General features: G+C 45.5%; 10 protein-coding genes. 7 read left to right on the top strand and 3 right to left on the bottom strand.

Annotation, left to right across the window (positions count from 1 at the left end; all coding sequences use genetic code 11):
• The first annotated feature begins 508 nt into the window (after positions 1 to 508).
• From GFS24_RS21140 to GFS24_RS21125, 4 genes are all read left to right on the top strand, one after another.
• Entirely contained in the window at positions 509 to 1,894 is a 1,386-nt protein-coding gene (locus tag GFS24_RS21140; protein WP_153662969.1) for a cytochrome ubiquinol oxidase subunit I, read from the top strand.
• Positions 1,894 to 2,928 (top strand): cytochrome d ubiquinol oxidase subunit II, encoded by a 1,035-nt coding sequence (gene cydB / locus GFS24_RS21135; protein WP_153662967.1) that lies wholly within the window; start codon positions 1,894 to 1,896, stop codon positions 2,926 to 2,928. Before GFS24_RS21140 ends, cydB begins: the two co-directional genes overlap by 1 nt.
• A gap of 282 nt (positions 2,929 to 3,210) precedes the next feature.
• Positions 3,211 to 4,170, top strand: a complete 960-nt coding sequence (locus GFS24_RS21130) for a YafY family protein (protein ID WP_153662965.1) — start codon at positions 3,211 to 3,213, stop codon at positions 4,168 to 4,170.
• A 51-nt stretch (positions 4,171 to 4,221) separates the two neighbouring features.
• On the top strand, positions 4,222 to 4,824 hold the full coding sequence (locus tag GFS24_RS21125) for a GyrI-like domain-containing protein (RefSeq protein WP_153662963.1): 603 nt from the start codon (positions 4,222 to 4,224) through the stop codon (positions 4,822 to 4,824).
• Positions 4,825 to 5,033: 209 nt separating this feature from the next.
• Here GFS24_RS21125 and rnc read toward each other — a convergent pair whose 3' ends face one another.
• The 3 genes from rnc to GFS24_RS21110 are packed head-to-tail and all read right to left on the bottom strand — an operon-like array spanning position 5,034 to position 7,280.
• Positions 5,034 to 5,762, bottom strand: coding sequence for a ribonuclease III (gene rnc, locus GFS24_RS21120; RefSeq protein WP_371731296.1), 729 nt, complete (start codon positions 5,760 to 5,762; stop codon positions 5,034 to 5,036).
• Between the two features lie 4 nt (positions 5,763 to 5,766).
• On the bottom strand, positions 5,767 to 7,020 hold the full coding sequence (fabF, locus tag GFS24_RS21115) for a beta-ketoacyl-ACP synthase II (RefSeq protein WP_153662961.1): 1,254 nt from the start codon (positions 7,018 to 7,020) through the stop codon (positions 5,767 to 5,769).
• A 23-nt stretch (positions 7,021 to 7,043) separates the two neighbouring features.
• Positions 7,044 to 7,280: an acyl carrier protein gene (locus GFS24_RS21110; protein WP_012788038.1), complete on the bottom strand. Its 237-nt coding sequence runs from the start codon at positions 7,278 to 7,280 to the stop codon at positions 7,044 to 7,046.
• 550 nt (positions 7,281 to 7,830) lie between these two features.
• Here GFS24_RS21110 and GFS24_RS21105 point away from each other — a divergent pair.
• Genes GFS24_RS21105 through GFS24_RS21095 form a run of 3 tightly spaced genes read left to right on the top strand, consistent with a single transcriptional unit; the run spans position 7,831 to position 13,331 of the window.
• Positions 7,831 to 8,838, top strand: a complete 1,008-nt coding sequence (locus GFS24_RS21105; RefSeq protein WP_173003145.1) for an efflux RND transporter periplasmic adaptor subunit — start codon at positions 7,831 to 7,833, stop codon at positions 8,836 to 8,838.
• Between the two features lie 20 nt (positions 8,839 to 8,858).
• Positions 8,859 to 11,987 carry an efflux RND transporter permease subunit gene (locus tag GFS24_RS21100; RefSeq protein ID WP_153662957.1) on the top strand — a complete coding sequence of 1,043 codons (3,129 nt, stop codon included), beginning with the start codon at positions 8,859 to 8,861 and terminating at the stop codon, positions 11,985 to 11,987.
• A gap of 18 nt (positions 11,988 to 12,005) precedes the next feature.
• Positions 12,006 to 13,331 (top strand): TolC family protein, encoded by a 1,326-nt coding sequence (locus GFS24_RS21095; protein WP_153662955.1) that lies wholly within the window; start codon positions 12,006 to 12,008, stop codon positions 13,329 to 13,331.
• Positions 13,332 to 13,622 lie beyond the last annotated feature (291 nt).

Raw genomic sequence — 13,622 nt, 5'->3', positions numbered from 1 at the left:
CCGATGAAAATCGGGCCAGGGTAAAGTTTACTCTCCAATTTAACTTATTAAACTATCTGGTAATAATAATATGTTCAGTTTTGCTATTTGTGTTCTAACCCTAATTTAATAACACAAAATGGTAAGAATTGTTAACTGATGGTTAACATAAATATCTTCCTTGTTCAAAAAATGAACAGGTCCGGGGGGAACCCCAGACCTGTTAAATACGCTCCAATTTAACTCATGGCAGCCAGTTCTGCTATACGTACTGCTGCTATGACGCTCAAATATAAAAATCAGGGCAGGGCGATAGTGTTAAAAGCTTGTTATTACACGAAGGTGCTATGCGAAAATGCCCTGTTGGGTTAAAACCCAGCTGTAATACACGTATTTATGTATGAAAACCTTTCCTTTCCTGCCGTTGTTTTATTAACTTGACTAACATCAGGCCCGATGCCTGACGAAGATCACTATATGCTATCGTCACCGGACTACCTTTGCAAGACCATCATTAAATACCTGGATCATGCCTTCTGTTGAAATCCTCTCCCGCATCCAATTTGCCTTTACGATTGCCTTCCATTATATATACCCCCCGCTCAGCATAGGTCTTGGCCTTTGCCTGGTGATCATGGAAGGACTGTATCTCCGTACCGGTAAAAAGATGTATGAGGATATCACCCGGTTCTGGATCAAAATATTTGCCCTCATCTTTGGTATTGGCGTGGCCACGGGTATTGTGATGGAATTTGAGTTTGGTACTAACTGGGCGGTCTATTCCCGCTATGTGGGAGATATCTTTGGCAGCGCCCTCGCAGCGGAAGGCATCTTCGCATTTGCCCTGGAATCAGGCTTCCTGGGCATCCTCTTATTTGGATGGAACAGGGTGAGCAAAGGAGTGCACTTCTTTTCAACCATCATGGTAGCCCTGGGTTCTATGTTTTCTGCCGTGTGGATCGTGATTGCCAACTCCTGGCAGCAAACACCCACCGGTTATGTGATTGAAGGAGAAGGAATGCAAGCCCGCGCTATCATTACGGATTTCTGGGAAATGGTGTTCAACCCTTCTTCTATGGACCGTTTGAGCCATGTGATCATTGGTGCTTTCCTCGCAGGCTCTTTCCTCGTGATGAGCGTGGCCGCCTGGTATATCATCAAAAAACGTTTTGTTACCGCTGCACAGGCCATGTTCAAAGTGGGACTTTGTGTAGCCACCATTGCCGCACTGGCACAGCTTTTCACCGGACACCGCTCCGCTCATTATGTGAGTAAATACCAACCGGCCAAACTGGCTGCCATGGAAGGACATTATGATAGTTCCGCCGTAGCGCCCATGTATATTGTGGGTTGGGTAGATAATAAAACCGGGAAAACAACGGGCATTAAAATTCCGGGAGGACTCTCTTTCCTTACCCATGGCAGTTTTAACGCGCCCGTTACTGGTCTGAATGCTTTCCCGAAAGCAGACCGCCCTTCCGCCGTTAACTTCGTTTTCCAGACTTATCATATCATGATCAGCATCGGCATGTTCCTGATAGCACTCACGCTCACAGCCACTTTCCTGCTCTGGAAAAAGAAACTGTTTTCGCAGAAATGGCTCATGACCATTTTCGTCTGGGCAGTGATGCTGCCCCAGATTGCTAACCAGGTGGGGTGGTATTCTGCAGAAGTGGGCAGGCAACCCTGGGTAGTGTATGGATTGCTGAGAACTTCTGATGCTTTGTCCAAAGAAGTAAAAGCAGAACAGGTGATCTTCTCCCTCGTATTATTTAGTCTCGTGTATACCTTACTGCTGGTGCTTTTCCTCTACCTGCTGAATAAAAAGATCGTTCATGGTCCGGAAATGACGCCCAATGAGGAAGACGACAGTGACGAATTCTCTAAACGTAACATTAAACAATTACAGGCATAATGGAAACAATTCTCGGCATAGACCTCCCTACCCTGTGGTTCCTGGTGATTGGAGGTCTCATCACTGGTTACGGTGTACTGGATGGATTTGATCTTGGCGCCGGCGCCCTGCACCTTTTCTTTAATAAAGAAGAAAGCCGGCGCATTGCCCTTAATGCCATTGGGCCTGTATGGGATGGAAATGAAGTATGGCTGGTGATTTCCGGCGGTGCACTGTTTGCTGGATTCCCCTTATTATACGGTACCATCCTCTCTACTTTTTATGTTCCTTTCATGCTGTTCCTGGTAGCGCTCATTTTCAGGGCCATCTCCATTGAATTCCGCAGTAAGGAAACCATGGCCTGGTGGCGAAAAATGTGGGATATCAGCTACATGGCTTCCAGCACACTCATCACCCTCTTGCTGGGGTTGATACTGGGCAACCTGATCCATGGCCTGCCGTTTAATGAGAAACATGAGTTCACCGGCAACCTGCTCACTTTCTTTAATCCTTATTCCATCCTGATCGCTTTTACCACGCTTTCCCTCTTCATGCTGCATGGCGCAATTTATCTTGTGATGAAAACGGAAAACCGGCTGTATGCCAAACTCACTGTTTTGGTGAACAATTGCAGCAAGTTCTTCATCCTCTGTTTTATCCTGGCTTCCATGTCCACCCTCATTTATATTCCCCATATGACGGACCAGTTCAAGGAATATCCATGGCTGTTTGCCATTCCCCTGCTGGCAGTGCTGACTGTTTTGAATATCAAACGGAACATTGACAGCCGTAAATACTTTACTGCATTCGTTTTCTCCAGCTGCATTACGGCCATGCTGCTGATACTTTTTGCCATTGGCCTCTACCCTAATATTATTATTTCTACTACAGATCCGGCTAACAGCATCAGTATCTATCATGCCGCATCTTCGCCTAAAGCATTAAGGATCATGCTGTTGATTGCTGCTATCGGGACGCCTCTGGTGCTGAGTTACACTATTTTTGTCTTCTGGACCTTCAGGGGAAAAGTGAAGTTAAATGAGATGAGTTACTAAAAAAGAGAAACCCCGGCAAGGAATTGCCAGGGCTTTACCATTTAACCTAACTATATGCTGTAACAGCAACTAGTACTTTACAAACCGCCCTTCCGGGAGGCTGAATATCGTTAAGGGGTTATCCTTTCAATAGTTAGACGACGTTCTTTTAAAAAACATGTGCGTTGAAACACCCTTTTCCAAATCGTCACATTATTTGACCAATAATGGCCGGCAAGGTTTAAATACGTCAAAAGTTATTCAGAGGTTTCCTTGCCGTTGCGGAAAACGTAAATTTGGGGTATGAATCGTATTGACCGGCTAACTGCCATACTTGTACAGCTCCAGGGGAAAAAAGTGGTGAAGGCCCAGGAAATAGCCGACCGCTTTGAAATAAGCCTCCGTACGGTATACCGTGATGTGAAAGCTTTAATGGAAGCGGGTGTTCCCATTGGGGCAGAGGCGGGTACCGGTTATTATATTGTGGAAGGTTACCACCTGCCGCCGATCATGTTCAATCGTACAGAAGCTGCTGCCCTCCTTACCGGCGAAAAGCTGATGGAAAAACACAGTGATCATTCCAATCAGCAGCAGTTCAGCAATGCCATGCAAAAGATCAGAGCGGTACTGCGGGGTACGGACAAGGATTTCCTGGAATCCCTGGACGATAATATTGCGGTGATCAAATCGCGGCCAAACAATGTGGGAGAAGAATTCCCTAACCGTTTCCTGAGTGAGATCCAGGATGCGCTGGCCCGGCAGAAAGTGCTTTCCCTCGATTATTATTCTCATTACAATGCTACTTCGGCCCGCCGGGATATTGAGCCGATCGGTATTTTTCACATGCACAACAGCTGGCACCTGATCGGCTACTGCCGTTTAAGACAGGATTACCGGGATTTCAGGGCGGATCGTATTAAGAGCCTCTCCGTTACAGATCAGACTTTTAATAAGAACGGGCGGATGAGCCTCCAGGAGTTCATTGCCAAAGGACATAAAGAAAATGAAGAAAAGCTTACGGAAGTGAAAGTGCGGTTTTCACATGATGTGGCGCGCTTCCTCACTGAACAGAAATACTACTATGGCTTTGTGCAGGAAAAAACGGAAGAGCAATTTATTGAAATGACCTTCCTTTATGGCAGCCTTCCCTGTATTGCCCGCTGGTTGCTGATGCTGGGGAATAAGGCTACCATTATTTCACCCGTGGATATGAAAGACATCATGCAGGTAAAAATTAAAGAATTATTAGCCCATCACTGCTGACATAATGTTGTCACTACCCCGTCTTTTCTTTGTTGTATAAACTAACAACATATGCAAAAGACAGACCTCGCCAAAGAACAGAAACAATATTATCGCGCGAAAGCCACTCCGGAGATCGTTACGATTGCTGCTGCAAACTTCATTACCATTGAAGGTGATGGCGATCCTAATTCCGCGCTGTTCAATGCAAAAGTAAAAGCGTTGTATGCCACCGCGTACAACATCAAAAAGATCAACAAACTGCAGGATAAAGACTTCAAAGTAGCCAACCTGGAAGGTTTTTGGTGGACGGAGAGTGGTGCACAGGTAAATGCGGCTCCGATGCATGAATGGCAGTGGAAACTGCGCATACAGCTGCCGGACTTTGTTTCAAAGAATGATTTTACGCAAGCAGCAGCGCTGGCTGGCAACAAGAAACTTGCCCACCTGGATGAATTACACTTTGAACATTTTCCTGGTACATTGGCTGTGCAGATCTTACATACCGGCTCTTACCATGATGAATTGCCCACTATTGAGAAGTTGCTGGCCTATATCAAATTACATAACCTGGATATATGCGGGCCACATCATGAGCTGTATATAACAGATCCTTCCAAAACAGCAATGGAGAAGTTGAGGACTATTTTAAGGTTGGATGTGAAGTCTAAGTAGCAGAGAGTAAAGGGGGGTATTCTTTTTTTTTAGAAATGAAATATAAAAGACATACTCCCTGGCTCTGAGGTGAAATTGACATAAAAAATAAAAAGACTCTACCTCCCCTAACTCTGAGGGGAAAAATGAGATCGAAGTAGCCAGTAGAGAATTTAAGGGGGGTATTTTTTTAACGTAGCAGGTAAAGATGTTTTAAAAACGCCCACCTCCTATTTATCATCTGTTCCAATGCCCAGCAGTTCTATAGCCTGGGAAGCTGCAATCTGGCTGGCATCTTTTTTATTGAAAGCTTTACCGGTGCAAATGAGTTCACCATTCAGCATGGCGCCCACTGTGAAAATACGGCGGCCATTATCCATTTGTTCTTCTATCAGTTCAAACTCCAGGGTCTTGCCATTTTTGTTAGCCCAGCCATAGAGTTTGTTCTTGTGGTTCATTTCCACAGACTCCAGCGTTTCCAGATCAATGTATGGAACCAGCAGGCGTTTGTGTACGAACTGTTTGGTTTGATTATACCCTTTATCCAGGTAAACGGCTCCTACCAATGCTTCCAACGTATTCCCAAAGATCTGGCTGATCTTTAAGAAACTGTTGTACTTATCGTAGATAGTGAGTTTACGCAAGCCCATTTTGATAGCAATATCATTGAGCTGTTGCCGGTTCACGATCTTTGACCGCATTTCAGTGAGGTAACCTTCTGTTTTGTAGGGGTATTTTTTGAAAAGATAGTCTCCGATAATTGCTCCCAATATGGCATCACCGAGGTACTCCAGTCGTTCGTTGCTTTCGAGAAATTTCTCTTTGCTGGAACGATGGCTCAAGGCTACTTCATATAAAGCCAGGTTACCAGGGTGAAACCCGAGTAAATTGTACAGGTCTTTATAAAGTTGCCTTTTCCCGTAGATGAGCTTATATAGAAATCCTGGAAGTATTTTCACACAATCAAGGAACAAATTTTTTGAAAATAACGGAGGCATTGTGTCCACCAAAACCGAAAGTATTGCTGAGGGCAGCTCTTACTTCGCGTTTTTGGGCAACATTGAAAGTAAAGTTCAACCTGGCGTCCAATTGGGGATCGTCCGTGAAGTGGTTAATGGTGGGTGGTACGAGGCCTTCAATAATGCTCTTGATAACGGTTATAGACTCCACTGCTCCTGCAGCCCCTAATAAGTGGCCGGTCATGGATTTAGTGGAACTGATATTCAGCTTAAATGCTGCTTCTCCAAATACCTGTTGTACAGCCTTCACTTCGGCAACGTCTCCCAGGGGAGTGGAAGTTCCGTGAACATTGATGTAATCAATGTCTTCCGGTTTCATTCCTGCGTCGTTGAGTGCAGATTTCATTACATTAAAAGCTCCCAGGCCTTCCGGATGGGGAGCAGAAATGTGATGTGCATCTGCGGTAGCGCCACCTCCTGCTAATTCTGCATAGATCTTTGCACCGCGTGCCATGGCATGTTCATAACTTTCCAGAACAAGCGCTCCTGCACCTTCGCCCATTACAAAACCATCACGGTCCAGATCAAAAGGCCTGGAAGCCGTTTTAGGATCATCGTTCCTTTCACTCAAAGCCTTCATGGCGTTAAATCCGCCAACACAAGGTTCATTGATGATGTTTTCAGATCCTCCGGTAATGATTACATCTGCTTTGCCCCATCTGATATGGTACATCGCATCAATAATAGCGTTAGTAGCGGAAGCACAAGCGGAAACCACAGAAAAGTTTGGTCCCCTGAAACCATGCCTGATGGATATATGCCCTGCGGCAATATCCAAAATAAGGCGGGTGATCAGAAAAGGACTAAACCTCGGGGTTCCGTCTCCTGCAAAGAATTCCTTCAGCTCGTGGCTGAAGTTGATCATACCTCCAACCCCCGTACCCCAAATCACCCCAACGCGATCTACATCCACGGAATTGCGATCGATCTTTGCATCGGCAATTGCCTCATCGGCTGCAATAACGGCTGTTTGGGTGAAGGGATCCATCTTGCGGGCATCCTTCTTATCCATGAATTGAGTAGGATCGAAGTTCTTAAGCTCGCAGGCGAAGCGGGTTTTGAATTTGGCAGCGTCGAACTGCTTGATGAAGTCAGCGCCGGATACACCGTTCGCCAATCCCTGCCAAAAGGCATCAACGGAATTGCCGAGCGGTGTCAGCGCGCCTAAACCTGTAACGACTACTCGTCTTGGTTGCATTAAAACAGTTCTGATTAGTTGGATTATTTTACGTGTTCTTCCAGGTAAGCTACTGCCTGGCCAACAGTGGTGATAGTCTCTGCTTGTTCGTCAGGAATGGAGATATTGAATTCTTTTTCGAATTCCATGATCAGTTCTACAGTATCCAAAGAGTCAGCGCCTAAGTCGTTGGTAAAGCTGGCTTCAGGAGTTACCTCGGCCTCGTCAACGCCTAATTTGTCAATAATGATCTTTTTAACTCTTGATGCAATGTCTGACATAATTTTAAGTGTTTTTGGTTTAAAACTTGACTGCAAAAATATAATATTTATTGAATTGCCAAGACCATAGTCAAATTTTAACGGAGATTTTCCAATTTGGCAATGTCCCCAAATCCCTCACGAATGGCCCTTGTGGCGGGATGAGAGGTTGTTTAACGGGTTTCGATATACGTGAAATTCCTTATGTCAGCTCTCCTTTTTACCGTCTTTTGCTCGATTATACACCATTATATATTGTATAAGCATCCTTATACCCCCCTTTTAGGACTATAGATGTTATGACATACAAGTTGACCATTCAAACATTTATAGCACCACTTAACCACATTTAAAACCGGAACCGGGTCCGCTTGACGTCCAATAATTAATTTTAGCCGCTATTTTGTGCAGCGGCTAAACCGTAACTTGCATATGGGCGCAGATCACGTGCAATTGAATCAGAAAAGGAAATCCAGCTAAACAATATATTTATTTAATCATGCGCAATAAGACCTTAAGAATCGTTCTATTATTCCTAATCCTGGCGGTAGCCGGTTTTTTTGTGTACAAAATGGTCGCTAAGAGTGAACCCAAGGAACCCGCCGGTCCGCCAAAAGCAGCAGGTCGCGGCGCAGGAAAACCCATTCTCGCAGATGCTTATGTTGTTCAACCCGTTGTTTTAGATGAAGCCATTGAAGCCAGCGGTACATTGCAGAGTAATGAAGAAGTGGAATTGAAACCGGAAATCACCGGCAGGATCACCAATATCTATTTTAAAGAAGGAACAACCGTAAGTAAAGGTGCCCTCCTTGTTAAGATATATGACGGAGATATCACTGCACAGATCCGTAAACTGGAATTACAACGTGAATTATCCAAAACCACCCTCTCCCGCCAGCAACAACTGTTGAAGATCAATGGTATCAGTCAGCAGGATGTGGATGTTACCAGCAACCAGGTGAGTGCTTACGGAGCAGATATTGAATTTAACAGGGCACAATTGCAGAAAACTGAGATCCGTGCTCCTTTCAGTGGAACGCTGGGTTTAAGGAATGTGAGTGAAGGTGCTATTGTGAGTCCGGCTACTATTATGACCACCTTGCAACAGCTCAATCCTTTAAAAATAGATTTTGCGGCGCCTGAAAAATACAAGAATGCTATCCGTAAAGGAGAGCCGGTGACTTTCACGGTAACAGGTGATACATCAAAATATAAAGGCACCATTTATGCCATAGACCCAAAGATAGATCTGGCCACACGTAGTGTGATGATCCGTGCTTTGGTGCCAAACCCTTCCGGCAAACTGTTCCCCGGTTCTTTCGCTAAAACTTCTATCCGTTTAAAAGATAAACCGAAAGCCATCATGATCCCCTCTCAGGCAGTGATCCCCGGCACCCGTAATAAACAGGTGATCGTGGCAGACAGCGGAAGGGCCAAATTCGTGATCGTGGAAACCGGTTCCCGGAATGAAAGTAATGTGGAGATCTTAAGTGGACTTCAGATAGGCGATACAGTTATCACAAGTGGTATTCTTCAATTAAAACCCGGTTCTCCTTTTAAGTACAATAAGGTACAGTAGAACAACGCAAAAATATTAACATGAGTTTACCTTCCATATCGCTCAAGCGGCCGGTGCTGGCAATTGTGATGAATATCATCATTGTGATCTTCGGCCTTGTGGGTTACACTTTCCTGGGGGTGCGGGATTTCCCGGCCATCGATCCTCCGGTTGTGAATGTGCGTACCTCTTATGGTGGCGCCAATTCGGATATCATTGAAACACAGATCACGGAAACACTGGAGAAAGCTATCAATGGTGTGGCCGGGATCAAAAATATCTCTTCGCTCAGCAGCCAGGGTAGTAGTAATATTACGGTGGAATTTGAACTGGGAGAAGACCTGGAAGCGGCTACGAACGATGTGCGGGATAAAGTTTCCCAGGCACAACGAAATCTTCCTCCTGACCTGGAAGCACCACCAGTAGTTTCTAAGGCAGATGCCAACTCTGATAACATCATTTCGATGACGGTGCAGAGTAATACGCGTAATCAGCTGGAAATAACGGAATATGCTACCAACGTACTGCTGGAAAAATTACAAACTATTCCGGGTGTAAGTTCTATCCAGATCATGGGTGAAAAGAAATATGCCATGCGCATATGGATGGACCCTTCCAAATTATCTGCTTACAGCCTCACACCAGGGGATGTGCAGGACGCGCTCACAAAAGAGAACGTGGAATTACCTTCCGGTAAAATTGCAGGAAACTCCACAGAGTTAACGGTACGTACTTTCGGACGGCTGGATACGGAAGATGAATTCAATAACCTGATCATTAAGAATGTGAACGGTGCTGTAGTAAGGCTCCGGGATGTTGGGCAGGCTGTACTGGGACCGGAAAATGAAGAAACGCAGCTGAAGGAATCCGGTATAGCACAAATTGCATTGGGATTGATCCCTCAGCCTGGTGCTAACTATGTGGCCATCTCAGAAGAATTCTACAAACGGTATGAACATCTTAAAAAAGAGATACCAGACGATTTTAGCCTGAACATCGGGATAGATAATACTGCTTTCATTAAGAAAAGTATTCACGAAGTACAGGAAACACTGATCATTGCATTAGTGCTCGTGATCCTGATCGTATACCTCTTCTTCCGTGACTGGCTGATGGCTTTGCGGCCTATCCTGGATATCCCGGTATCATTGATCGGTGCCTTCTTTATCATGTACGTCTGTGGTTTTACCATCAACATCCTCACTCTTTTGGCCATTGTACTGGCAACGGGGCTGGTGGTGGATGATGGTATTGTGGTAACGGAGAACATCTATAAAAAGATTGAAGCGGGTTTACCACGGATGCGTGCAGCGAAGGAAGGATCTGAAGAGATCTTCTTTGCGGTAATTGCCACTTCCATCACACTCGCTTTCGTATTCTTACCCATCATCTTCTTACAGGGTTTTGTGGGAAGTTTGTTTCGGGAGTTTGGGATCGTGGTAGCTGGCGCGGTATTGATCTCTGCATTTGTATCCTTAACGCTCACCCCTGTGCTCAACGTTAAGCTGGCACATAAAACACATAAACACTCCTGGTTCTATGAAAAAACAGAACCTTTCTTCCAATGGATGGAAAGTAGTTACCAGAAGTCGCTCTCCGCATTTATGAAGGTGAAAGCGATGGCGGTTGTGATCATCCTGGTCTGCTTAGGTATGATCTACTGGCTGTTCACTACGCTGCAATCAGAACTGGCGCCGATGGAAGACAGGAACTCTTTCCGTTTATCTGTTACCGCACCGGAAGGAACTTCCTACGATGCGATGGATAAATATGTGAATAGCCTGGTAGATTTTCTGCTGGACTCCATTCCGGAAAAGCAGATCATCATGTCTGTTACAGCACCTGGCTTTTCTGGTGGTGGTTCTGTGAATACGGCCTTTATATTTGTGACCTTACCGGAACCAAAGGAAAGGAGCCGCTCTCAGAAGCAGATCGTGGATATGGTGAACAGGAACATGTACAAATTCCCGCTGGGAAAAGTATTTGCGATAGAACAACAAACTATCCAGGTAGGCCGTCGTGGCGGTTTGCCGGTATCGTTTGTATTGCAGAATGTGAACTTTGATAAACTGGCATCTGTGATCCCCCGCTTTATGGATGAGGCCAACGCCAATCCTACTTTCCAGGGTGTGGATGTGGACCTTAAGTTCAATAAACCGGAATTACGCATTCAGATCAATCGTCCTAAAGCCAGTGAATTAGGTGTTTCCGTGGAAGACATTTCTTCTACATTACAACTGGCACTGAGTAACAGGCGCTTTGGATATTTTATCCGTAATGGTAAACAATACCAGGTAATGGGCCAGGTATTCCGGGACGACCGGGATGATCCTGTAGATCTGCAAAGTATTTATGTACGTAACTCCCGTGGTGAACCCATACAACTGGATAACCTCGTTACCATCAATGAAGAAACAAGCCCGCCCATCATCTACCACTTTAACCGGATGAAATCTGCTACTATTTCTGCAGGCCTTGCTCCGGGTAAAACGATCGGTGATGGCATCGCGGCCATGAATAGCATTTATGATAAGCTGGAAAAAGAAAAACTGATAGATGAATCTTTTGCAACTGCACTGAGCGGTTCTTCCCGTGACTATGCGGAAAGTGGTTCCAATACGATGTTCGCATTGGTGCTGGCACTTGTATTGATCTACCTGGTACTGGCTGCTCAGTTTGAAAGCTGGGTAGATCCATTCATCATCATGTTAACAGTACCGCTTGCATTTGCGGGTGCATTACTTTCCCTGTGGGCGTTTGGTCAAACATGGAACATCTTCTCGCAGATCGGGGTAATTATGTTGATAGGATTGGTAACGAAGAATGGTATCCTCATTGTGGAGTTTGCCAACCATATGCGTGATGCGGGTAAAGAAAAAGCGGCCTCTGCCATTGAAGGTTCTGTGATGCGTTTGCGCCCCATCCTCATGACGAGCCTTGCCATGGCCTTAGGTGCATTGCCCATTGCCATGAGTCTTGGAGCTGCTGCTACCAGTCGTATTCCGCTGGGTATTGTGATCGTAGGTGGTATTATGTTCTCCCTGGTGCTCACTTTATATGTGATCCCGGCGATGTATACTTTCCTGAGCCGCAGAAAAAAGAATGTTGAATATGAAGAAGCGCTGTTGCAGGAAAATCCGGAAGCGGCTGCCGCATCAGCACATGCATAAGAATCATTAATCAATACAATGAAACTGATCAGAATATTTTTAGCCGGCATCATTTCACTATTGCTTGTACCTGGCGCCAAAGCACAACAGGTGCTTACGCTGGAACAGGCCATAGATCTGGGATTAAAGAACAACTTTGACATCCGCCTAGCCCGTAATGACGCAGCTGTTGCTGCCAATGATAATGCGTATGCCAACTTTGCTTTTGCTCCCCGCCTGAATGGAACGGCATCAAAAACATGGACCAACACCGGCACCAAACAGGAGTTTGGTAATGGCACTAAACGGGACACCAGCGGTATTAAAAACCGGCAGGCCCAGGCAGCGCTAAACCTTAACTGGACATTGTTTGACGGGTTTAAGATGTTTGCTACCCGCCAGCGTATCCAGGCTATTGAGATCTTAGGAGAGATGGGAGTAAAGAACCAGTTGGAGAATACGATCGCGGCTATCATCAATGGCTATTATAACATTGCGCAACAAAAACAACAGCTGCGTGCACTGGCAGAACAGATGAGCATCTCTGAAGAAAGAGTGAAACTGAGTGACGCCAAATTCCAGACGGGGCTTGGGCCTAAAACGGACTGGCTGCAGGCAAAAGTGGATTACAATGCGCAACGTGCTATGTGGCTTCGCCAGCAGACAACCATTGAGCAAAGCAAAGCTTCCCTCAACCAGTTACTGGCCATTGCAGATGAAAGTACCAATTACGATGTGCTGGATACTATTCCGGTGAACCTCTCCCTTTCTTTTGGGGAGATCCAGGAAAACCTGTATCAGACGAATCCGCAGTTGCAGATGGCGAAACAGAACGTGGAGATCTCCCGCCTTGCTTTGAAGGAAGCGAAAGGAGATTTCTTTCCGATCCTCTCTTTCAACTCTGCTTATAACTTTTCTCAATCAAGGGCCAATGCTGCGGTGAACCAGTTCAGCCCGGTGTTTAACCAGAATAAGGGTTTTAACTATGGCTTCTCTGCTACCGTGCCCATCTTCAATGGTCTGAACGTACACCGGCAGGTGAAGGCGGCAAAGCTGGATATTCAATATCAGCAGCTCTCCTTAGATAATCAGCAATCACAGGTGAACCTTTTCCTGCGGAATGCTTTTAAGGATTATGAGTACTATAAGATGTCCCTCACGCTGGAAGAAGAAAGTGTGGACCTCGCCAGGGAAAATGTGATGGTAGCGTTGGAGCGTTTCCGCCAGGGCGTATCTACCACACTGGAATTGAAAGAAGCGCAGCAAAGTCTGGAGCTGGCAGCTTACCGTTTGATCCAGGCGCGGTATAATACAAAGATCTCTGAAACTGAGTTAATGCGTTTGAAAGGAACGCTGTTGAAATAATTAATACCTGCTTAAAAAGGAAGGGGCTGTTCTGAAAAGGACGGCCTTTTTCTTTAGTATTAGTAAATACGGCTATCGAAGACTGGACAAACCTCAGTCAAACACTGACCCTATGTCAAGAGTTGAGACAGACTAAACAAAGCTGCCGTTCAGTAGTAAAAAAACCGCCGAAGTGAGTGACCTTTAGATTTGTATGGATAAAATAATGGATTAAATTGAAGGAAAGAGATGGGGTGAACTAAGTGAGTGACTGGGCTGGAGGCCCATGTTGTGTATTAGTCCCCATCTCAT

It is taken from the genome of Chitinophaga sp. SYP-B3965, assembly GCF_009647655.1.
In the GTDB taxonomy this organism is placed as follows: domain Bacteria; phylum Bacteroidota; class Bacteroidia; order Chitinophagales; family Chitinophagaceae; genus Chitinophaga.
This window is presented reverse-complemented; position numbering and strand designations above follow the sequence as displayed.

Excerpts from the sequence above, each read along its gene's own strand:
- fabF (WP_153662961.1), bottom strand. The coding sequence starts at position 7,020 with ATGCAACCAAGACGAGTAGTCGTTACAGGTTTAGGCGCGCTGACACCG.
- cydB (WP_153662967.1), top strand. The coding sequence starts at position 1,894 with ATGGAAACAATTCTCGGCATAGACCTCCCTACCCTGTGGTTCCTGGTG.
- GFS24_RS21110 (WP_012788038.1), bottom strand. The coding sequence starts at position 7,280 with ATGTCAGACATTGCATCAAGAGTTAAAAAGATCATTATTGACAAATTA.
- GFS24_RS21095 (WP_153662955.1), top strand. The coding sequence starts at position 12,006 with ATGAAACTGATCAGAATATTTTTAGCCGGCATCATTTCACTATTGCTT.
- GFS24_RS21140 (WP_153662969.1), top strand. The coding sequence starts at position 509 with ATGCCTTCTGTTGAAATCCTCTCCCGCATCCAATTTGCCTTTACGATT.
- GFS24_RS21125 (WP_153662963.1), top strand. The coding sequence starts at position 4,222 with ATGCAAAAGACAGACCTCGCCAAAGAACAGAAACAATATTATCGCGCG.
- GFS24_RS21100 (WP_153662957.1), top strand. The coding sequence starts at position 8,859 with ATGAGTTTACCTTCCATATCGCTCAAGCGGCCGGTGCTGGCAATTGTG.
- GFS24_RS21105 (WP_173003145.1), top strand. The coding sequence starts at position 7,831 with ATGGTCGCTAAGAGTGAACCCAAGGAACCCGCCGGTCCGCCAAAAGCA.
- GFS24_RS21130 (WP_153662965.1), top strand. The coding sequence starts at position 3,211 with ATGAATCGTATTGACCGGCTAACTGCCATACTTGTACAGCTCCAGGGG.